17 protein-coding genes are annotated in these 21,030 nt (G+C 51.2%); 7 read left to right on the forward strand and 10 right to left on the reverse strand.

What is annotated here, in order from left to right; genetic code table 11:
• Positions 1 to 129: 129 nt before the first annotated feature.
• On the forward strand, positions 130 to 663 hold the full coding sequence (locus tag AC2FIO_RS06400; RefSeq protein ID WP_496696389.1) for a 2-hydroxychromene-2-carboxylate isomerase: 534 nt from the start codon (positions 130 to 132) through the stop codon (positions 661 to 663).
• A gap of 89 nt (positions 664 to 752) precedes the next feature.
• On the opposite strand, the gene AC2FIO_RS06405 is transcribed toward AC2FIO_RS06400, so the two are convergent.
• The 6 genes from AC2FIO_RS06405 to AC2FIO_RS06430 form a co-directional block, all read right to left on the reverse strand.
• Positions 753 to 1,919, reverse strand: coding sequence for a tyrosine-type recombinase/integrase (locus tag AC2FIO_RS06405; RefSeq protein ID WP_496696391.1), 1,167 nt, complete (start codon positions 1,917 to 1,919; stop codon positions 753 to 755).
• A gap of 236 nt (positions 1,920 to 2,155) precedes the next feature.
• The gene (locus AC2FIO_RS06410) at positions 2,156 to 3,640 is read right to left on the reverse strand and encodes a class I SAM-dependent DNA methyltransferase (RefSeq protein WP_496696393.1); all 1,485 of its coding nucleotides are present in this window, start codon (positions 3,638 to 3,640) and stop codon (positions 2,156 to 2,158) included.
• 8 nt (positions 3,641 to 3,648) lie between these two features.
• Positions 3,649 to 4,431, reverse strand: a complete 783-nt coding sequence (locus tag AC2FIO_RS06415; protein WP_496696395.1) for an HNH endonuclease family protein — start codon at positions 4,429 to 4,431, stop codon at positions 3,649 to 3,651.
• Positions 4,428 to 6,071: an AAA family ATPase gene (locus AC2FIO_RS06420; protein ID WP_496696397.1), complete on the reverse strand. Its 1,644-nt coding sequence runs from the start codon at positions 6,069 to 6,071 to the stop codon at positions 4,428 to 4,430. Before AC2FIO_RS06420 ends, AC2FIO_RS06415 begins: the two co-directional genes overlap by 4 nt.
• Before the next feature lies 1 nt (position 6,072).
• The gene (locus tag AC2FIO_RS06425) at positions 6,073 to 7,923 is read right to left on the reverse strand and encodes a restriction endonuclease subunit S (RefSeq protein ID WP_496696399.1); all 1,851 of its coding nucleotides are present in this window, start codon (positions 7,921 to 7,923) and stop codon (positions 6,073 to 6,075) included.
• Positions 7,920 to 10,676 (reverse strand): type I restriction endonuclease subunit R, encoded by a 2,757-nt coding sequence (locus tag AC2FIO_RS06430; RefSeq protein ID WP_496696401.1) that lies wholly within the window; start codon positions 10,674 to 10,676, stop codon positions 7,920 to 7,922. Before AC2FIO_RS06430 ends, AC2FIO_RS06425 begins: the two co-directional genes overlap by 4 nt.
• A gap of 155 nt (positions 10,677 to 10,831) precedes the next feature.
• Between AC2FIO_RS06430 and AC2FIO_RS06435 the strand changes: the two genes are divergently transcribed.
• Positions 10,832 to 10,975 (forward strand): exonuclease domain-containing protein, encoded by a 144-nt coding sequence (locus AC2FIO_RS06435; RefSeq protein ID WP_496696403.1) that lies wholly within the window; start codon positions 10,832 to 10,834, stop codon positions 10,973 to 10,975.
• Positions 10,976 to 11,058: 83 nt separating this feature from the next.
• Positions 11,059 to 12,204: an exodeoxyribonuclease I gene (locus tag AC2FIO_RS06440; protein ID WP_496696405.1), complete on the forward strand. Its 1,146-nt coding sequence runs from the start codon at positions 11,059 to 11,061 to the stop codon at positions 12,202 to 12,204.
• A gap of 193 nt (positions 12,205 to 12,397) precedes the next feature.
• On the opposite strand, the gene AC2FIO_RS06445 is transcribed toward AC2FIO_RS06440, so the two are convergent.
• From AC2FIO_RS06445 to AC2FIO_RS06460, 4 genes are all read right to left on the reverse strand, one after another.
• A complete protein-coding gene (locus AC2FIO_RS06445) occupies positions 12,398 to 14,803 on the reverse strand; it encodes a bifunctional DNA primase/polymerase (RefSeq protein WP_496696407.1) in 2,406 nt (801 codons plus the stop codon).
• Positions 14,800 to 15,006, reverse strand: coding sequence for a helix-turn-helix transcriptional regulator (locus tag AC2FIO_RS06450; RefSeq protein WP_085801648.1), 207 nt, complete (start codon positions 15,004 to 15,006; stop codon positions 14,800 to 14,802). Before AC2FIO_RS06450 ends, AC2FIO_RS06445 begins: the two co-directional genes overlap by 4 nt.
• A 65-nt stretch (positions 15,007 to 15,071) precedes the next feature.
• Positions 15,072 to 15,656: a hypothetical protein gene (locus tag AC2FIO_RS06455; protein ID WP_496696408.1), complete on the reverse strand. Its 585-nt coding sequence runs from the start codon at positions 15,654 to 15,656 to the stop codon at positions 15,072 to 15,074.
• 845 nt (positions 15,657 to 16,501) lie between these two features.
• Complete coding sequence (locus AC2FIO_RS06460) at positions 16,502 to 17,653, reverse strand: DUF4268 domain-containing protein (RefSeq protein ID WP_496696409.1); 1,152 nt, start codon at positions 17,651 to 17,653, stop codon at positions 16,502 to 16,504.
• Between the two features lie 401 nt (positions 17,654 to 18,054).
• Here AC2FIO_RS06460 and AC2FIO_RS06465 point away from each other — a divergent pair, with 401 nt between their 5' ends.
• From AC2FIO_RS06465 to AC2FIO_RS06480, 4 genes are all read left to right on the forward strand, one after another.
• Positions 18,055 to 18,474, forward strand: a complete 420-nt coding sequence (locus tag AC2FIO_RS06465; RefSeq protein WP_496696411.1) for a DUF3010 family protein — start codon at positions 18,055 to 18,057, stop codon at positions 18,472 to 18,474.
• Between the two features lie 33 nt (positions 18,475 to 18,507).
• Complete coding sequence (locus AC2FIO_RS06470) at positions 18,508 to 19,149, forward strand: alpha/beta family hydrolase (RefSeq protein ID WP_496696413.1); 642 nt, start codon at positions 18,508 to 18,510, stop codon at positions 19,147 to 19,149.
• A 183-nt stretch (positions 19,150 to 19,332) separates the two neighbouring features.
• A complete protein-coding gene (locus tag AC2FIO_RS06475) occupies positions 19,333 to 20,130 on the forward strand; it encodes a hypothetical protein (protein ID WP_496696415.1) in 798 nt (265 codons plus the stop codon).
• A gap of 1 nt (position 20,131) precedes the next feature.
• Positions 20,132 to 21,016 carry a DUF6615 family protein gene (locus AC2FIO_RS06480; protein ID WP_496696417.1) on the forward strand — a complete coding sequence of 295 codons (885 nt, stop codon included), beginning with the start codon at positions 20,132 to 20,134 and terminating at the stop codon, positions 21,014 to 21,016.
• Positions 21,017 to 21,030: the final 14 nt, after the last annotated feature.

Consider the following 21,030-nt stretch of genomic DNA (forward strand, 5'->3'; position numbering starts at 1 on the left):
AGCTGACCAAATGGTGCGATAGGCATATTTGCTGTAAACTAGCATCGAAAAGGCATCTGGATAGAGCATGGCGTGTCGCAAATCGATTTCTGGTATTCAATTGGCAGCACTTACAGCTAACTGACCGTTATGCGGCTTCCCGAGGTCGAACGCGCGGCTGGCGTCAAGGTTCGGTGGCGTCCGTTCGATGTGCGGCACGTGATGGTTGAACAGAACAATATCCCGTTCAAAGACAAACCCGTGAAGACAGCTTACATGTGGCGCGACCTTGAACGCCGCGCGGGTCGGTATGGTCTCGCACCGCGTATTCCGGCGCCCTATCCGCTTCCGGGACTGGTACTTGCCAATCAGATTGCCACACTTGGAGCCGAAGAAGGTTGGGTCGCGGAGTATACCCGGGCCACGTATCGGCGCTGGTTCGAAAGCGGCGAGCCAGCTGGCGAGGAACCGAACATCTCAGAAAGCCTGCAAGAGATCGGTTGCGATCCAAGCCAGGTACTGGCGGCTGCTCAGTCAGAGCGGATCAAAGGTGCACTTGTATCAGCCACACATGAGGCCATGGAACTCGGTGTTTTTGGTTCGCCTACATTCGTGGTGAATAGGGAGGTTTTCTGGGGTGACGACCGTCTTGAAGACGCGTTACTTTGGTTTAACGAAGCCTGACTCACCGAAGGCAGCCTTTATCCACATTCTCCCGTTCGCTGATTTTTGCGAGTGTCCTACATCATAAAAACGACCGCTTTAGGCTGACATCAGCATTTACAATCCTTCATTTCCAGAATGCGTTTTGAGATGAGTTCAACGGGGCCGCGTAACCGATCGACGTTGATAATGATATAACCGCCAGTAACGTCGGCGGATGAGCGATGGTTCAGCAACCGCTTGAGCGCATAGTGTGGAATGTCTAGGCTCTCAGCAATCGTGATGTAAGTTCTACGTAAGTCATGCAGTGTGAAATATACGCCTGAGGCAGCGCTGACCCGTTGAGAGAACTTTTTCGGCTCGACAAGGTGACCGGCGGGTCCGTTGCCGGGAAACACCCACGGGGAAGTCCCCGCGCCTTCTCTTCGGTCCCGAAGCAAATTGAGCAGAAAGTCAGAAAGTGGAAGCATAAGCGGATCGCCGTTCTTGGTCGTCGGCAAGTGCAGCTTGCGCTCATCAAGATCGATGTTCTCCCAACGCAAACGTTGCAATTCGCCGCGCCGCATGCCTGTGAACAAAGCCATGAGCAGAAAGTCCCGCGCATAACGCGGCTCCGATAGGACAGCATTCCACCATGCGGGAAGTTGTTTGGCTTCTATAATCGTCTGGCGTCGCCGCTCCTTATTCCAAGCCCTCGCTTGGGTAAGAATACTCACCGGATTTGGCGGAAAGTCATCTTCCGTTGCCGCGATGAAATTGTAGACCGAGCGAAAATGACGAAACGAGTCGTTAGCAGTAATCTTTCCATTCTTTCGCGACATCTCTTGGTGCTTTTTCAACACCATCTGACGGGTAATCTCATTGACAGGCTTATTCGCCCAAGACTTGAAGTAAATGAACCCGGTGCGCGAATAGTTTTCTACCGTCGCGTTCGCCAGATCTGGCCTGGCTTCAAAGAATTTGTTGAAGGCCTTCTCAACCGTCATCTTTTTTACAGCTTCTTTGCGTTTCTCAGCTGTTGGATCCAAACCCTCCGCCATATCACCCAACACAACAAGCGCTTTGCGCCGCGCCGTTTCCGGCGGGAAAAGGTCTGCCCGGCCGATTGTAACCCGTTTGGTGCGACGATTTACCTGCCCTTCGACAATGTATGTTTTTGATTTTGCGCCAACGCGTACACCGAACCCCGGCAACATCGTATCTCGATAAATCACCTGCCCATGTTCGGGGTGCGGTATGTCATCAACACTGCGTCGAGTTAAGCGTAGTCCTGGCATCGTGACCCTCCTTTATGGCCACGAGTCAATATAAGCATAACTCTAGAAAAAGCTCGACTTTTCTGATGGTTATGCGATTATAGCACGCTGCGTCTGGTAAGATGAAACACCATCCAAATCCTTGGTTGCAACCATAATACTAAATAGGTCCGATCATGATCGTCTAAGCCAATTTTAGCGGTGCCGCCCAGCCTGTTTTTTACCTTGCACTATTTTGAGAACCTTGCGCTTTAAGGTTACGACTTTTCAAGCGCGAGTAAAACCGACCGGAAATTCAAAAGCCCGGCCTCCATCTCATCAATTATCTCAGCCGCAAGAACGTCTGGTTCTGGCAAATTCTCAAGATCATTCAAGCTCTGATCTTTCAGCCAAAATATGTCGAGACTAGCCTTATCGCGGCTCAAGACTTCTGCCACATCGTAGCATCTCCAACGTCCCTCTGGATGATCTTCGCTCCAAGTCTCTTTACGCGCTTGTCTTTCGCCGGGACAATAGCGAGTTACGAAGTCTCGCAAGTGCTCTTCTGTCATGGGCTTCTTTTTGAGAGTATGGTGAACGTTTGTCCTATAATCATAGATCCAGATCTGCTTTGTATGGGTTTCTTTGCTCGCTTTCTTGTTATCAAAAAACAGAACGTTCGCTTTTACCCCCTGAGCATAGAAGATGCCGGTTGGAAGTCTGAGAATCGTATGCAGGTCAGTGGCTTGAAGCAGCTTTCGACGCACTGTTTCGCCGGCCCCACCTTCAAACAGCACGTTGTCAGGCACGACCACTGCAGCCTGACCGCTAGTTTTAAGCATAGACCGTATGTGCTGCACAAAGTTCAGTTGCTTGTTCGACGTTGTAGCCCAGAAATCTTGTCGATTGTATGTAAGCTCGTCTGTTTCCTGTTCATCATCGTCATTTGTGAAGCTCATCGAACTTTTTTTGCCAAATGGGGGATTTGCAAAAACATAGTCGACGGTCACTGAAGGCGAAGAAACAAGTGCGTCCGTAGGTAAAACCAAGCTTTCCCCGTCGATCTCTCCGATATTGTGGAGAAACATATTCATGAGACACATACGTCGAGTGTTGGCGACGATTTCGTGACCATGAAATGTCTTGGACTTCAAAAACTCTTTATCCACTTTGTCAAGCTTGTGATTTTGTGGATTGTTTAAGAAATCGTAGGCGGCCAAGAAGAAACCACCAGTCCCGCATGCAGGGTCCGCAATGGTTTTACGGGGTGCTGGCCTTACGCACTCTACCATGGTTTTGATTAGGGATCGGGGCGTAAAATACTGACCTGCACCAGATTTTGTGTCTTCCGCATTTTTCTCTAAAAGCCCCTCGTAGATGTCACCTTTGACATCAACCGTTTCCATTACCCATTCAACACTGTCGACCATATCGATGAGGCGGAAAAGCTTAGCTGGGTCTTGAATTTTGTTCTGCGACTTCGTGAATATTTGGCCGAGCATGCCCTCTCGGTTCCCCAATTTTTGAAGGAGCTTGACGTAATGCTCTTCCAGAGCAGCGCCATTTTTGCTTGTCAATGAAGGCCAATCCAGTCCAGCTGGTACTCCTACGTCCCTGTTGCGCGGTGGCCGCTTGTACTCGTCGGCCATTTTCAGGAAGATCAGATAAGTCAGTTGCTCGAGGTAGTCGCCATACCCGACACCATCATCACGAAGCGTCGTACAAAAGCTCCAAACTTTGGAAATTATTGGTGCAGTATTCATGATTTTTCCTAGGCCCCCGCCACAATGACATTGACCAATTTCTTGTTTTTGTAGCCCTGCACCGTACGGATGGAGAATTTTGACAGTTCGGCCTGAGGGGAGATAGCTCGTTTTAACTCACGTACAGCTGAAGAATAAGCCTTCCTAGCTCCCACTTCGCCAGTTTGCATCCTTATCTGTGCGTCCTCGGCATCGACGACTTTCTCTAGCAAGGTAACCGCGTGTTCCATTCTGGCCTCAATCAGCTCGCTTTCATTGAGGTGATAGAACTCTATCGATTGGGCGGCACGTAGGCAGTTGAATTTATCATCTTCTTCAGCACAAGTAGGGACTGCAGAGCCATCCTTTTCGAAATCCAGAAAATCGGAATCTCCCGCAATACATGGATCCAAAAGCAATGGCTCTTCTAGAGCTTCATCAGCTTTCGATTTGGCACGTTTACCTTCGTCCAATAGCGGGAATGCGTCGCCTTTTCCAGCTGTGACACCGGTTTCTCGATCCGCGCGTCTGCTGTTGCAGAAAGTGCAGGCAAAACGATAGTTCTCAAAATCAAATGCACTCCAATGATAGTGTGATTTTGGCCTAAAGTGGTCTACGGCACCATCGGTTCGAACTGTCTTCGTTTCGCAGTAGAAGCACTTCTTGAATGAAGCCTTTCTTAACTTCTTTTTACAGCACTGCCATACGCCAGAATACTTGCTGATATTTTGCTTTCCAGCAGCTTTTGCTTTGGTAGCTTCAGGCTCGAATTTCGCTGGTGGCTTGACGAACGCAAGATCAATAAACCTCAATTTTTTGTTTCCTTGCTGATGGAAGCACGCACTTCAGTTATCAGTCTCTCTGCTGTTTCATCATCTATTTTTTTATCTTGGTTGCTCGCGGCCTTCTTCTGCACAAGCCTAAAGCGTGCATTAAGATATTCACCAAATATGGGGTCCCTCATCTGACGTCCAAACCCCATTTTGTCGAGATCTCCAGTCAGTTTTTGCAAGTGCAGCCGCTCGTCAGGACTCAAGTCCTTTTGAGCTGAAAGCACTCGCTGCTCCGCAAGTTTTTTCCGCGTTGATGTGTCGACAGAAGCGCTAAGATCAAACATCTCACTTGTCATAACCCCTGCATAGCCCATTCCCTGAGGGTCAACTTGTGGTTCTTCCGAACTAATCATCATAGTAGCCTCGTCGCGTTTCAATATTTGAACCTGCTCCTTCAGCAGCTCAGCTACCGCGATTGGATTGTGCGTGGCTAACAAGACATGGCTCGAACGCGAAGCACCCTCATCATCCTTTAGGAAGTCACGGATATGTTGGAGATATTCGACGCTCCAGCGTGGGTTGAGGTGCGTGTCTGGTTCATCCAACAAAAACAGGCTTTCTTCAGACGATGTGAACTGAAGCAAACCAAGAACTGTCAGGAGTTGTTGCTCGCCTTCGCTCAGCTCTCGAAACGTGACCGAACCATCGTTCTTTCGCAGCTTGACCCGAATGCGGACCTCATCGATCAGATCTGAAACATGTGTGCTTTCAAGGTCTCGGAAAAACGCTGCTGTTGACTTACCTTTTGCCAGTTCTCGCAGGGCATCAATGTCCTTTGCAAACAGATAAAGATATTCAAGGGTCCGCGTCCGCCGAACATCGTATTGCTCGCGGCGCGAGATACGAATTGGAGCAAGCGAAATCTCGTAAAGTTTGGCTAGGAAATCTCTGACCACGCCTTTTGAGTTCCAAAAACGCGCATCACCGTCCGTCGCTTTTTTGTTGTACCAATAGGGCTGCTTGAGCACGAACAGAACGGACTCGATGCCGCCATCTTCAAGGCCGAGCTGTTTCTGCAAGAAATCGTCCGTCTGCTTTTTGTTGTTCACGATAAACGATAGCAGCACGAAATTACTGTGCACGGGCTCTGCAAAGAACATGCGCTTGAGGCCGGGGTCTATGTTGCTGATTAGGCTGTCGTCGTAATTCTTTAGGTATTTGCGGAAAACACCTTCCAACCGGTCGCTTTCGCCGGAGTAGTAGCCGAATAAGAATTTTGGCAGGTGCGCCGAGTCTTCACCCAGTAACTGCGTTCGGCTTATTGCATCACCTTCCAAACTGGCAAAGGCATCAGTTGGATCATACGGTTTGGGGTGTTTTGTCTTACTGATCGTCTTTGCCAAATATGGGTCTTTGCGAGCGGGGTCGGCATCGATGAAAACCCAGTTGTCACCAATCTCATATGCGATGCGGTACTTGAACGATGGCACATTCTTTTTGCCGCTGCCATCCACACCCATAAGCAGGTCGCGGAAGATGATGGTCAGTGCTTCCAGCACATTTGACTTACCCGTGCCGTTGCGCCCGATCAGCACTGTGATCAGGTGGTCCTGATCGAAATCAATCGTCAGGTCCTTGAGGTTTTTGTACTTCTCCAGCCAGAGCCAATCGATCCGCATTTCAGGTGGCCTCTACCTTGGCTAAACGGAGCCAGTCTTCGTCGCCGCGTCGCTCTACTTCGATCTCGTTGGCTTCGATCCGTTCTTTGAGCTGGCGATAGAAAGCCTCGACATCATCTGACGAGGTATTATCCACAATACCCAGCCCCTGCGCTGCTTTGGACGCTGAGACCCAGTCGCCTTCCTTTTTGAGAACTTCGATCAGATCGGTCATCGTTGGTCTCCTATTCTTTGGTTTGCGAACTGGCTTTGCTTTGCGGTCGCGCTTCGCGGCAGTCTCGGCCTCGGCTTTCTCAGCTTTGATGCGTTCCAATAGTATTGAGGCAGGTTCGTCATTTGGGTCTTGGGCTACAAGTTCGCCTGCAAAGGCCCGCCTCAGGATCGATTGTCGAAGTGCCTTCGAGCGAGCTACTTGATCAATAATTTGCTTTTCAAAAGCATCCAAAGTTGAGAGCTTGGCTTCTAGTCGACTTACGATCTCAGTTTGTTCCGCCTGACTAAGCAAAGGAACAGGCAATGCCCTTAATATTGAACTGTTTAAACCGGGTCTTGTTTGGCCTTGAGCATTCTTGAACATCCCTTTTCGCGTAACCCATTCCGCCTGAAGAAGGTAATTGTAGAAGTGAGGATTCAACAAGTCTCGTTCCATCGAGATACGATAGACATGTTTCGTGATAATTGCCGTTTCGAGGTCGTCTGGCACCACACAAGATCGCCCCAAGGACGCCATCACTGTTACTAAGAGGTCTCCGGGCCTTGCGGTGTACTTTTCAAGTTCGTTGTATTTTTCTTCGCTGATGCGGTTTTGGCTTCCCATCGAAAAGGAGCCGTCCTTCACATTGTCGATACCTAAGACCAGTACGCCATCCTCAACAAACTCACTATGTTTCAGGTTGCTGCCGAATGGCCCGCTTTGCATCGCGCGCTGCTTGCCCGAAATCAATTGATCCAACGACACCCAACCCCAAGTTTCCGGTAGGTCCGGTAGCTCATCTGCTTCGTATTCTACTGGGTCCTTAGGTTTTCTCGGCTTCGCTGGCTTCTTCCCTTCTTCCTCATCATCACGCCACTTTTCCAATTTCACCTGCCAATCATCGAGGGATTGTTTGTAGCGGGCGTCGCGTTCGTTTTGGATGCGGGTGAGGAGGGTTTCAGGGTCTTCGAGTTTGTCGGGGTTGGCAGCGCGCCAGTCGGCGGTGAGGTGGCCTTCAAAAGCGTGTTTGAGCAGGGATTGCCGATACAATCCCGCCCTCGCCTTAGCAGCCTGCAAGCTCTCCCCGCCCTTGTCCAGTTCGGCGAAGAGAATTTCGATCTTTTCAACGATGCGGCGCTGCTCGTTGAGGGGAGCAACAACCAAAGGGATTTTTTTCGAAAGCTCGGTCGTCGAAATACTTGCTTGATTTACATGCTTAACGCAACGGTGCAAAAAATATCGGGCAAACCAAAGATAATGCAGCTGAAAAGCCACGAATTTGGGATCCATTAAGTGCCCAAAAGTTAATGCACTCATATGGTTCGAGAAAGCCAGGTTTTCAGCTTCCTTACCAATTATTGCTGTCTTGCCAATCAGTTCGGGACTGTTCGTATTGTTAAAAAGCACGTCGCCAGACCGAAGGCGTTTGGGATTGAAATCTGAAGGAACAAATTTGAGAGTTGAGAGGTCAATTCTCCCATCACGATCAATGTTATATGGCCGAACATGAACAACACCGATGTCTTCATCAGAGTGTTTCCCACATGCAAAACCAGATTCGGCCTTGTCCACGAACTCCCCCACGGCAGCCGAAGTCCAGGAGTGCGGCAGATCATCTAGTTTTATTGGGTAGTGCTGCCCGACATCCAAACCACTCATCCGGCGATAGCCTCATTCATCTCGGCCATCAGCGGCTCCATGTCATTTCCAAAGAGCTGATACATTCGCCCCAGACCGCCTTGCCCGTCAAAGGGGGCCATGTCCAGATCATCTGCCTCGATATGAAAGCTAGTGGCCAAGTGATCGCGCATCATACGCAGCCAATCCATCTGGGCCTCGTTGAACTTGTCGCCCTTACCAGCGTGCCGTTTCAGCACCCAGTTTTGGAAGTTCTTACGGATGCGGTCAGCGTGGGGCGTCAGCGTATCGTCCAGCCCCGCGACACGGCGGATCAGGGCAACCAGTGCTTCAAGCTCCTTGTCAGGTGCGGTGCCTTTGAATTCATCGAGATGCGCATAGGCCCGCCAGACGTTCAGCGGGGCCAGACGCGGGGCATCAGCACGTAAAGCATCCAACACCTCGCGGATCATTTCAAAGGTGATCTCTGACCGGCGCGCAGGCTGGCTGAAGTAGATCGTCAGCGCTTCTAACCTGTCGCGGTTTTCATTGAGGTAGGCTTCAAAATCTTGGCTCAGCACCTTTGCATTTTCATCGGTATCGCCAGCCCATTCTGCGCGGGTCACATGATCGAGGTTGTCGTGATCGACGGTCTGTTCCAAATCACGGCGGATGGTGTCGAGGAGGTTGATCAGCGTGCCATTCAGCGACTTTGCGGCCTGGCCAATACGTTTGGATCGTGCCTCGTCTTGCGCGGCTTCGTCCGGCTCTTGTTGACCTGTCGCCGCTTTGGCATCTTCCATGACGGCATCTGGATCGACCGAGTCAAAAAACGTCTTGATGATGTTGCGCAAAGGTTGGCCTGCGACTTCCTCGACTTTAGCCCGCTGCGTCTCATCAATCTGATGATCGATGCGCGATAGCCGTCCAGCCAACGACGACACGCTATCGATGTCGCGCGCTGCGCCCATCATGATGCCCATTGCCAAATCCTTGAGGGGTATGGATGGCTTGGTATCAAGTGGCTGGCTTGCGGTCTTAAGCGACTTGGTGACGCCGATTGCGTCAACGATCACGTAGTGTGTTTTGGCTTTTGCGGAGGGCGTGACCTTTTGCAGATCGTCGGGCTTGAGCACACGTGTCCCGCGACCTTTCATCTGTTCAAAGTAGTTTTTTGATTTCACGTCGCGCATGAACAGCAGGCACTCAAGCGGCTTTACGTCCGTTCCAGTGGCGATCATGTCGACGGTCACGGCGATACGTGGGTAGAAATCATTTCGGAATGAAGACAGGACGGACTTTGGGTCGCCTTCGGTTTTGCTCGTGATCTTCCGGCAAAAGTCGTTTCCCTCACCGAACTCAAGCCTGACCATTTGGATGATGTCGTCAGCGTGGCTGTCGGTCTTGGCAAAGATGAGAGTCTTTGGAACTTCATTCCTGCCGGGAAAAATTTCGGGGAGCTTATCGCGAAAAGCACGTACAACGGTTCTGATTTGGTCTTTGTTAACAACGGAGCGATCGAGTTTCTTGGCCGAGTAGGCTTCGTTCTCATCCTGTTGTTCCCAGCGTTTTTTGCGGGTCATCTTCTCGCGGCGTTCGACCAGTTGCTTGGCCTTCAGCTCCGCCCCTTTTTGTGTGATCTCAGTTTCAATGACATAGATTTCGTTGCCCACGTTGACGCCGTCTGCAACAGCATCTTCGTGTGTATATTCGCTGACGACGTTCTTCTGAAAGAACCCGAACGTGCGGTCATCCGGCGTTGCCGTTAGGCCGATCAAGTATGCATCAAAGTATTCGATCACTTGCCGCCAAAGGTTGTAGATGGATCGATGCGCCTCATCGATTACGATGAAGTCGAAATATTCAGGTGGGATTTTCTCGTTGTAGACCACAGGCAAGGGTTCGCGACGACGCTGCCAATTTTCAGCGGGGTTTTCGTCTTCTGACCCTTCCGGTAGCTCTTCGTCCTTGAGGATCGCGTACATCCGCTGAATTGTTGAGATGCAAACTTGGCTATCGCCCGCGATGTGTTTCGACTTGAGGCGCTGGACGTTGTAGAGCTCGGTGAACTTGCGGTTGTCGTCGTTTGGCACGAAAGACATGAATTCTTGTTCTGCCTGTTCGCCCAAGTTCTTAGTGTCGACTAAGAAGAGCACGCGCTTGGCGTCTGCATGTTTGAGCAGCCGGTAGACTTCAGTTATCGCCGTAAACGTTTTCCCCGATCCGGTCGCCATCTGAATGAGCGCGCGCGGACGATCTTCCTTCAGCGACGCCTCTAGCTTGGTTATGGCGCTGACTTGGCAGCTTCTTAGACCGCTAGCGTTGAGTCCCGGCAACCCCTGTAATGCAGTCCGAAGCGACTCAGATGCGGCGCGCCAGGACAGTAGGGTTTCGGGGCGATGAATTGCAAAAATCTCACGAGATCGCGGCTTAGGATCCTGATCATTTGTAAAGCGAGTAATTGTGCCCGTGCTCTCATAAACAAATGGCAATGGTTCGTTGTTGTTCACCCATTTGAGTTTGGCAGAGGCGTAGCTGCCAGACTGCTCCTCAACGGTCGTGATCTTTTGACCCCAAGATTCTGGCTTTGCCTCCAGTACACCAACGGCTTCACCGGCCACAAAGAGAGCATAGTCAGCTGGGCCAACTTCAGTCTGGTATTCGCGAACCGCCACTCCAAGCCCGGCGCTTAGGTCAATGGATTTGTTCGACTGAACAACCCAACCTGCACGAGCAAGTTGGATGTCGATGACATCTCTGGCTATCTGTTCTGGATTTTTGTTCGCTTGGGTCACCAGGTGCCTACAAAATAGATCAACTTTCTTAAAAGGTTATGACGTTCGCCTATTGATTGAAAGCTCTAGCGTACATCGAATTGCCTTTTATTAGTTTGACAGTAGGTCGGATCAATTGACTATCGGGCCTCTAACAAGAAGCCAAAAGCAATTGAATGAACTTCGTCTTCTATGACACCGAGACCACCGGCACGGACACAACGTTCGACCAGATCCTGCAGTTCGCAGCGATCCTAACTGATGCCGACCTAAACGAACTCGACAGCTTCGAAACTCGCTGCCGCCTGCTCCCCATGTGATCCCTGCGCCAGGAGCTTTGCTGGCTACGCGGGTCACACCGGCAATGTTGACAGACCCTAGCCTGCCCACTCACTACGAAATGATGCTTCAGATCGCTGAGAAACTGCGCACGTGGTCACTAGCAATTTTTACAGGGTACAACACCCTCTCCTTCGACGAGCCCTTGCTGCGTCAGGCATTCTACCAAACACTACAGCCCGTCTACCTGACCAATACCAGCGGCAACCAGCGCGCGGATGTGCTGCGCCTGGCCCAGGCTACAGCAGCACTTGCCCCAAATGCCATGGCTGTACCCATAAGCGCCAAGGGCAAACCGACACTGCGCCTCGACACGCTGGCACCAGCCAACGGGTTCGCCCATGAAAACGCCCATGACGCTTTGGCGGATGTTGAAGCCACCATTTATGTGGCGCGTCTGATCCGTGACCGAGCACCCGCCGTTTGGAATTCGTTGCTGCCACTGGTGGACAAGGCAGAAGTAATAGCACGCCTGAACACGAGCGAACCAAAATGCCTGGTCGAATATCATATGGGAGTTCCGTCTACGCGCGCCGTTGTCGGCTGCGGACACCATCCAAAGAATCCCACTATGCAGGCTGTGTTCGATCTCCGCCGCGACCCCGCTGAGGTTTTGGACCTGAGCGAGGAAGACCTGGTGGAAGAAACCAAGGGACCTAACCGAGCGCTGCGCACAGTTTACGCCAACAAGATGCCAGCGCTAGTCGACCCGGGTCTTGCGCCAGACCTGCTAGCCGCTGCTGGCCTGCCAATGGCTGAGATCGTCCGCCGGGCGGCTGTGGTGTCCGCTGACGGTCACTTTGCGGTGCGGGCGGGTGTGGCAATGGCACAGCGCTACCCACCCTTCGAGCCCGCCCTGGTGGTCGAGGGCCGGATGTATGAGGGTTTCCCAAGCCGAGCCGACGAAAACCGAATGCAGGCGTTCCACAAGGCAGAGTTGCCCGAACGTGCGGAGATTGCCGAAACATTCGAGGATGACAGATACCGTGAACTTGCGAGGCGGCTTGTGTTTGTAAATGCGCCCGAGGCTCTTACTGGCACGCGCCGCGCGGGATTGCAGACCTGGATGGAAAACCGACGGCATGGGCGCGACGGTGTCGAGGCCGGTCGGACTCTGGCGGATGCACTAGCCGAACTGGATGATGATACATCCGCAGACCGATCAAGTGAAAAAACCGCAATCAGATCTTGGCTTAAAAGATTGGAATAATGAGCCGCTACTTGTTCTGGACAAGAGTCCAAAGCAATGAATTGTTTGAATTTTGGGCCGGGTTTGCGGTGTTTGCAGGGTTACTTTGGCTTACGCAAACATGTGCAGCAAAACAAACCCGCAATACCCTTAAAACCAGTAGGGCGCATGCAAACCACACGCGCCCATCTGAAAGATTGAGAAAGACCTTACCCTAGAAAGGGACATCAATTGATGGTGGTTGGCCGACAGTTTCCAGACGATAGCGCTTTACTCCAGAAGGATCATCGACACACCGCAGAACCCGCCCGCCGACAACACGGTCTTTGTGTTTGCCCAGGTACCGCCCAACACTCCGGGTGTTGAACGTACCTTTGTAGGTTCTGTCAGCCAGCGCGTCGTGAAGTACTGTGACCTTGCTGTGTTGGTTGTGGACCGCAGCCTCCCCAATTTCTGCAAGCGTCGTCGGTTGTCCGCCCAGCGCATCGGCCCATAGCTCCAACAATTCTGCTAGATCACCTTTGCGCGGATCGTCTGCGATGACCCGCTCGCGGGTCGTGCATGGGTCGGCCTCTTCCAGCCACACAAGCGCTTCACGTATCATGTTCCAGCTTTCAAATGAACCCATCGGCACCATGCGGTTCGGGCGCCCAGCGGTCTCATAAGCCTGAAGGATTGTTAAACCAGCTACAACCAGGGCCGCCCGGTCAGAGCGCGCTTCCTCCACCGGGTTGAAGTCATGTTCAATTTGATCTGGGCGTTCTTCACCAGTATCGATCCAACATAGCAGTGTGCGGCGACCAAGATCCCCTAGGACTTCAAGATTGTTACCTGTTGCCATGAACACAGCGTTTGTCAGGACACGCGGCACCTCAGACTTGCCCAGTATCCTTGCCGCAATGACTTCTTGGGTCAGAGCAGAACACAGTGTGTCGCCGCCAAGGGGACGATCGCAGTTGTCAAAAACGAGAATTGGATCGCCCGCCATTAGAACGCTGGAGATACGATTTTCGTTCTCTTCATCAGTTTTGCCTTGCGAAATCATAGTTGGTTTGTGGCCTGTGGCGATGATGCCAACCGTTTCACACAACAATGACTTTCCAGATCCCGCTGTTGGTGCGTCGATAGCAAAGAGTGGAGCAGAAGGAAGAATGCGACGCACAATTGCCGTCAATGCACAGCTAAGCAGAACACTGCGATCTGCAGGGGTGGCAAACTCGAAATTACGAAACGGCGCAAAAAGAACGTCTCGTGCGCGCAATGCATCTTCACGTGTTGGTGCGTCTGGTACAGCTGGGAATTCGACGCCGTTTGGCTCGAAAAGAAGACCAGACTCGGGGTCATATCCAGGGGTTTGGAGAATGGTGCCATCTTTGCGCATGGTCGGGCTGGAAACCACACCATGCAAAACCGGCGCGTTCCATTCTCCCACGCGCGCCAAGAGTGCGGATACATGCCCACCAGGTGGATTGATCGGAATGTCCATCTCTTCACCAGGCTTGAACCAGAGCGAAGCAATCGCAAACTTTTCCTTCAACCAGGGCTGCGTCAATTCGTTGATCAACAAAACACCACCGGACCGCTTGACGCCATCTTCTCCGATACTTTGCGGAAGGCGTACAACGCGAACAAGTTTTTCACCGCGCTGATAAACACCAAGATCGGCAGCAAGCAACGCTGCTTCAGCCTGGTCAACCTCCTCAGGCGTGTGGCCAGCGCGTACAAGAATGCGTGAGCGGGTGTCACCGCTGGACGAATTGCCGTTGAGGCGCATCCATTCCCGCAGTTTGAGTTCCAACGCTTCCATACCCAAACGCTCGCAAAGCTGTGGCAACCCCCAAGTGGGTTCCTCGGCCTCAATCTTGGCGCGGGACGCCGCAGCTTTTCCACCGCGTTTTTCTGCCTCATCATCACCAGCAACAGCCGCTACAGCGATCACAAGCTTGTCTACTTCGTCATCTGACAAGTCACAGCAGACAAGCACACCGGTCAAGATAAGGCAGATTTCATCGCGTTCACCGGCCACCTTGGGATAGTGCATAGCAACGACAGACAGTGCGGCCAGCAAACCGCAACGTTTTGCAAGCTCACCGCCGTTTATTGTCGGCACTTGGTGCGGATCGTCGTGCCAGGTTACAATTTCGCCGCTTGGGTGCGTGGACGGCGGAAACATAGTCTGATGTCCATTGCCAAGAACCTCCAGCAGCATCGCACGGTCCGCGCCGATGGTTTCTGCTGCGCTAGTTGGAAGTTGGAAGACCAAGCGCCCCTTTTTCAGCTTCGCGTATGCAACGCGATGACTAAATGGAGATCCTGCGCGTCCAAAGCTTGGCAGGTCGCTAAGCACGACCTTAGCCAGTTCGGCTGCTTCTGGGCAGTCAAAATCAATGTCGATGAGGCTGCTTGAACGCTTGCCCAGCGCAATACCGATATTCACGTTGCCGCCAAATTCGGTCTTTACAGTATCGGGCGTCCATGCGCGCGGTTCTTTCCATTTTCCGCGTGGGGATTTCTCTTTGAAAGGCAGGATCAGCGGTTCCCAACCAAGTTTTGTGTATGTGAGCGCGGCTTCTGCCGCGCCCCCAATATCATGAGTAGTATTTGCAGAAGATTTTTTCATTTTTGGTCTCCCACCGGGGTGACCATATGCTCTTCAAGCCAGCGTATGACGTCGGAAAGCCAGTATAGCACGAGGTGGCCGCGCTTGATGTATTTAGGACCTTCACCACGACAGCGAAGCTTTTCCCAGTATGATTTACTTGTCTTTGTAAGGCGCGCGATTGCGCAGGTATCAACGAGTGTCTTCTCCGAATCGATAAGCATTTCTGCCTCCTTTCAAAAAGTGGAGGCTTCCCAATCATACCGAAAACGGGTTCGAAGATACGTGTTTAAATCAGGGAATTAAGTTCGCGGTCTTGATCAACCTCCGCTGAGACGGGAATTCCAAGTACCCGCAATGTCTCGGCAAGGTCGCGTACATGCATTTGAATCAAGTCTCCGTTTGTTCCACCCCAGCCAACTACGCGTCGAATGAGCTCTTCCCGCGATGCGTCGAATTTTTGTTGCAGATTTCGGAACTTCTCATCTTCGTTGTAAGGTTTGTATCCGGGATGTTGTTCTTTGCGGGCTGCGATTGCGCGCCGCGCGAGTTCGGTTTGATAACCCGCCTCCTCCTCATCGTCGTCTGAAAACCTGGGTACGTAGTCTGAATCCAGTTTGTAGTCTCCACGTTCTCGAACGTATTCTTTGGCCATGTAGACGAGCTCTGGAATGTCACGATCTTTTGGCCTGCCCCGAAAGGATTTGAATCCGAACAGGGCAGTCTTGGCATGGTTCAGACGCTTGCGTTCATCTTCTGCAGCTTCCCCCGTCATGGGCGAATGGGCTCGGATAACACTCAACAGCGCCGCATCTATAATGGCGATAATCGCTGGATTTTCACGCCAATCTTCCGCTTCAACATCGTTCTTCAAGCTACTCGGTTCCTTTGGTCTGTTTTTGGCATGGCCATTTCAATGATCTTGTTCACGGCCGCGTCGAGCAACCATCGCAAAACGCTCGGCACCGATATCAATGTAGCCTCTGGTTACATCGCCGCCAACACGGTGATCATACCACTTTTTCAACGCATGACGTGGAATGCCCAAAGCAACCGAGCAGTTAACAACATGCGCGCGCGAAGGCCCAAGTACTTGATCTCCGGCTATATACATAGTGTGGGTGCATCGTTGATTTGTGTGCGTTTCTTCTGAATGCCATCGACTGTGCTGTTGAAGACGAAAGTCCTTCGACAACAATGGCGAACCATGAGCACAGACTGCGGCGGTTGCGACGAGGCACGCCGATGCGCAGGGTGCGGTGCACTACAGCTCTGTTCCAGTGTTTTTCAGTAATAAGAAACCGATGCTGTCACCGGTAGGCTCGTCCAGATACTTAGAGGCCACCCTCCAAAGAGTGGGTAAGACCTTTCCCAACTTTGTAGATCGGGACCGCAAAATCACAATTACTTCGTTGCCGACTGATAGGTTCTCCGCAGCTTCTCGATAGCGGCCTTTATTCACTTTCGGTATGTAGGCTGTGGCTTCACCATTCTGAATTTTGTCATTCCAGACAGAGCAGACGACAAATCCATTCAGTCCGCTGTGATGGCCCCAATAGCCCCGCGCGTTTCGCGGAATATCTGTGACACCTGCAGCCTCGAAGGCTTTAGTCCAAGGTACGAATTCTGAACTGGGTTTTGCCAATGTTGCTGAGCCTCTGATGTCTGGCCGGGTGCGCTGAGCCAAAAAGATGGGTGGGGCGAATTGAATTCTTGCACTCAAATGCCGCCGCCTGGTTTCATTCTAGACGCGAGCTGACGAACTGGCTCTGAAAAAACCTCATCCATCTTTTTGTAATGATCGACCAACCATCCGATCATATCAGGCCAATTCTCTTTACTGTATCCTTGGACAGGCGTCTTGCAGACAATGATACTGACCTTTTTGTCATCCATTCTCCGCCATTCTAACTCCCCACCAAAAGCCTCTTCATACTTTTCTCTACCATCGACGAGCTGATCGAACAGCCACTTGTTCTCGTCCGGATTTGAACGGCCGAGTTGCAATTCGACCCGGACTTCATGGCGGAGAAAAATAAGCGTCAGGCCGCATCCTGAGACACCAATACTCGAATTACTCCAATGGTCTCTTGACGGTGTGATGTTTTGCCATCGCTCAAGACCAGCACTTCGGAGCGCCTCAAGTGCCTGGTCCCAGAACTCGATCCGCATTTGATGGCTCCATCGTTGAGCGCCTTTTGTGGATTTTTCTTCACTATCTTTTTCGGCCATCCGGATCATGTAGTCCGCAGCCTCAGGTGTTGGGATGACTTGTTGCAGATCGATAAAAAGCTCTTCTCCGAACTTGTAAGGCACGACCTTAATACAGCGCGCGTCTATCTGATGATCACGCAACCATAGCACGGTGGCAGTGACTTCACGTCTGAAATTCGCAGCTATGAAAACGACCCGTTGATTGGTGCCATCGTTTAAAACCACCTCATCCAAGGCATCCTCATCGAGAAATTCACATATCCTTGCCGCTGCATCGCCGCCGCCGTTGTGATCGAGATACTGCTGAAATATTGCCAATATCTCGGCCTTCTTCAGGCTCGAGCAGTAAGCCGCGTACTTGAGAGCCTGCCAGACGACATCCCGGCCAGAGTCATCAAGCTTGTTTTCGATGACAACAAGCTGCCCGCTACGGTCAAGTGCAAGCAGATCGAGCCGTTCTCGCGTACCGTCGAAGCCATCGAATTCCTTCTGGATTATAAGAAGACTATCTTGTCCTTCGCTCATTGCCTCACAAAGAGCATCCGGCATAGCTGCGAGCCATTCCTGTAGATGTTCCCGCTCTCTAAAACCGACTTCCGTGAAGGTTGTACGTTCTAGTTTGTTTAGGCGGTTGGAGGACCGGTCAATTTGAAACATAATTTGCCTGCTAAGTCGCTTTTTTGTTGATTGGCCATCACATAAGAAAGTGTCACCGTCATGGCAAAAGCCTATATTCCTGTCGATCCTCAATTGCTGCAGCTACTTATTCAAGCCTTTGAAAATTAGCGGGAAGTAGCTCTCCAGAAGTGGTGGACCGGGAGGGCGCTGACGCCCCTAGTGCCGGAAAGCCGTCGATGGGGTGGGGTTGCCCGGGTTTGCAGTGTTTAACGGGTTTGGTGCGGCCCCTGGCTATGGCGCGGCCAGCTAACATAACTGCGCTTACGCGTTTGCCCAGGTCAAAAAAGTCCAGAATCCGCTTTGAAAATAGTGCTCCCAGCAATTGGGTCTTCAGGGCATAAAGAGTGCTAGTGTGGTTTCGGAACAGGAAGGAAAAACACATGAGGGTATGCGGCTGTGAGATATCAGCAAAGGAGGTTCGGCTTGCTGTTGTCCACCTAGATGATGAAGCACGCGTGGAGATGCTTCGACTAAAAACCACACGAATAGAACTCGAAGATGACACCTCTGAAGCCGATCTACGATCATTTTTGGCAGCTCTTCACGAGTTCTCCCGCGAAAATGAAATTGATACCTTTGCAATCAAAACACGCGCCAAGAAAGGTAGAATGGCTGGTGGAGCCGTATCCTTCAAAATCGAAACGCTGATCCAACTTGTGGACGGTTGTCACACAAGGTTTGTCAGCCCGGTGGCACTCTCGCACTTTGCTAAGAAGGAAGTAGAGGCATATCCAGAAAAACTGCCTGTCTATTTGAAGAATGCGTTTCTTTCCGGCGCTTTTGTTTTGATTAGGGGTTAATAGGCGTCATGAACCTGAGGAGCAGAAGAGATTATGCCAACCGAATTCTTGGAACTCGGGCCTAGTGCAGCAAGCGCAACCATACTGCTAGCGCATGGCGCGGGTGCACCGATGGACGCACCTAGTATGACATCAATTGCCGAAGCACTGGCCGCACAAAACCTCAGGGTCGTCCGTTTTGAATACGCTTACATGGCAAAGCGCCGAACCGAAGGCATCCGGACGCCGCCGCCACGAGCCGATAAATTAAACCACGAATACCAAGCCGCGATCGAAGATCTCCATGTTGATGGCCCACTTTTCATAGGTGGCAAGTCCATGGGTGGGCGTGTCGCCAGTATGATTGCAGATGATCTGCTCGAAGCGGACCGCATCGCTGGCTTACTCTGTATTGGCTACCCCTTTCACCCCATTGGTAAACCCGAGAAGCTTCGCACTGAGCATCTGAAAAGCTTGCAAACACCGACACTGATTTGCCAGGGGACGCGAGACCTGTTTGGTTCGAAAGATGAAGTCGGCGATTACGACCTTTCACCAGCAATCCAATTGAGTTGGTTCGAAGATGGGGATCACGATCTGAAGCCTCGCAAACGTATTTCAAGCTTGACCCATGCGGACCACGTTACATCCATGAGCATGGCGGTTTCAGCATGGGTCGAGGGTCTTGTTGGTTAAAGAGCACCCAGCGCGACGGGGCTTCAGAGTTTGGTTGGCCCACCTGCAGCGTGCAGCCAGCATTTAACAAAAGGGCGCTTACGCGCACTGTTCATGCACTCCACTGGAACCTGCTCGTGCATTGATGGGTGCGACGAGCACCTCCGGCTTTACGCTTGTCGATGGCTTCCTTACCGTTGCGGTATGGATGTTTATTTCTCATTCAGTACAAGCAATAGTGGTCCCGAAAGATATTATTTTGAGGCTGTCATGAACATTGAAGATATGCTCGCGGGAGTGGGCGAAGACCGACTGAGATCGGAACTAGCTGGTTTCCTCTCAGATTTTATGAAACCGGCATTCGGATCTCTTCCCAAGCGCGAAATCGAACTACGTGTATTTGATCTTTTGCGAAATCTTGGCGTTGTAAAACGTGAGGCAACAATCTACGGCCTTATGACTGATCTAAAGGTTACTAGAACTAAAGCTTCGCAATTACTCTTTGACTTGGAAATCCGGCAGCATGGAAATGACCAAGAAAAATTAGATGAGCTCATAAAGCAAGCATTGATAAATACTAATTTTGCAAAGGATGGCGACTTTTTTGTTATGGAAGTCGAGAACCCGCTCACTCTCGCGCATTTGCGGCAAAGGATCCGTAACCTAGGTCATTTCTCGGATACATCCTTCAATTCTGCACTTGTACGAGCGCCCTTAGATACCGTTACCGATTTGATGTTAGATATTGTTCCTGACGATCAACACCAAGCGATAAAGGATGCGCTTGTTGAAGCAGGTGCACCAGATAGCAGCATTAAAGGTGTCATTAAGGGCGCTCTAAAAACACTCGGCGGGAAAGTAATCGGAGAAGCCGCAGACCAAGCGGCAGAGGGAATTGTAGATAGTTCTGCGAATTTCCTCGGACCGCTTGTCAACGCAGGGATCGATCAAATTCGTGACCAGTGGAGTGTATTATTCGCTGCTGAACAGAATGACGAATAGTGTGAAAAAACAGAAGAGAAGAAAAAAAGTAAGGCGGAGGCTCAAAGTGACCGGACTTACACAAGAGCAGAGTTTCCTCCTGGCCTTGTCGCGTATGGTCTGGACAAAACGTGATGCTGCCAAAGTGGCTCAGCTATCTTTCAGTGAAGAAACTATTACCGAAACAATACTGCTTGATCTGAAAACTCTTTACCCAGGTACTGTTAGGGTAGTTGCGTACAACAAGCCACAGGAAGCAAAAACTGGTGCAGATTGGATCTGGTCTTTCGTTAGCGCTGATCGAAGTAGATCAGCAACCATGCTAGTTCAGGCAAAAAGACTTGAAGACGCAGAACTCGAATACCCCGGCATCAAACGAAACATCGGAAATCGGACACCATCAGTCCGACAAATAGATCAGCTGCTCGATACCGCGCGGAAACTTGGCATTCCTGCAATTTATGCCTTTTATAATCACGTCTCTGACTCAAGTCGTGTGCCGCAAACATGTCGTTCGTTGAAGCCTACAGATCCAAACCAAATATTCTGCTTTGGAATCAGTCTTGCAGAAGCGTCGATCGTTGAACGTAAACTTCCAGATGAGCAGTTCGACACTCACTGCAATCACTCAATTCCCCTTCACTGCCTTCTTTGCAACGGCGTGAGCCCAAAGCGTCCTTTAGGAGGAGCACCCGACTTGGTTGCCTCTGGTCTTCGCAGACTTAGGGATCTCGCTTTTGGCGAGCAAACAGGAGTACCGGACTCTGGGGTCCGCCAAGGTCTCCATCCCGCAGTTGTTCAAGCCTTGGCATTCGAGGATCGCGAGGCGGATGAGGTAGGATCACGAACTGATCGAGAATATCCAAACATCGCCGGCGTCGTAGTTATTGAAGATAGTGAGCAATAGTCAGGTGTATTCAA

Source organism: Ruegeria sp. CDSB086 (assembly GCF_059611065.1).

Excerpts from the sequence above, each read along its gene's own strand:
- AC2FIO_RS06400 (WP_496696389.1), top strand. The coding sequence starts at position 130 with ATGCGGCTTCCCGAGGTCGAACGCGCGGCTGGCGTCAAGGTTCGGTGG.
- AC2FIO_RS06405 (WP_496696391.1), bottom strand. The coding sequence starts at position 1,919 with ATGCCAGGACTACGCTTAACTCGACGCAGTGTTGATGACATACCGCAC.
- AC2FIO_RS06410 (WP_496696393.1), bottom strand. The coding sequence starts at position 3,640 with ATGAATACTGCACCAATAATTTCCAAAGTTTGGAGCTTTTGTACGACG.
- AC2FIO_RS06420 (WP_496696397.1), bottom strand. The coding sequence starts at position 6,071 with ATGCGGATCGATTGGCTCTGGCTGGAGAAGTACAAAAACCTCAAGGAC.
- AC2FIO_RS06425 (WP_496696399.1), bottom strand. The coding sequence starts at position 7,923 with ATGAGTGGTTTGGATGTCGGGCAGCACTACCCAATAAAACTAGATGAT.
- AC2FIO_RS06435 (WP_496696403.1), top strand. The coding sequence starts at position 10,832 with ATGAACTTCGTCTTCTATGACACCGAGACCACCGGCACGGACACAACG.
- AC2FIO_RS06440 (WP_496696405.1), top strand. The coding sequence starts at position 11,059 with ATGCTTCAGATCGCTGAGAAACTGCGCACGTGGTCACTAGCAATTTTT.
- AC2FIO_RS06445 (WP_496696407.1), bottom strand. The coding sequence starts at position 14,803 with ATGAAAAAATCTTCTGCAAATACTACTCATGATATTGGGGGCGCGGCA.
- AC2FIO_RS06450 (WP_085801648.1), bottom strand. The coding sequence starts at position 15,006 with ATGCTTATCGATTCGGAGAAGACACTCGTTGATACCTGCGCAATCGCG.
- AC2FIO_RS06460 (WP_496696409.1), bottom strand. The coding sequence starts at position 17,653 with ATGTTTCAAATTGACCGGTCCTCCAACCGCCTAAACAAACTAGAACGT.
- AC2FIO_RS06465 (WP_496696411.1), top strand. The coding sequence starts at position 18,055 with ATGAGGGTATGCGGCTGTGAGATATCAGCAAAGGAGGTTCGGCTTGCT.
- AC2FIO_RS06470 (WP_496696413.1), top strand. The coding sequence starts at position 18,508 with ATGCCAACCGAATTCTTGGAACTCGGGCCTAGTGCAGCAAGCGCAACC.
- AC2FIO_RS06475 (WP_496696415.1), top strand. The coding sequence starts at position 19,333 with ATGGATGTTTATTTCTCATTCAGTACAAGCAATAGTGGTCCCGAAAGA.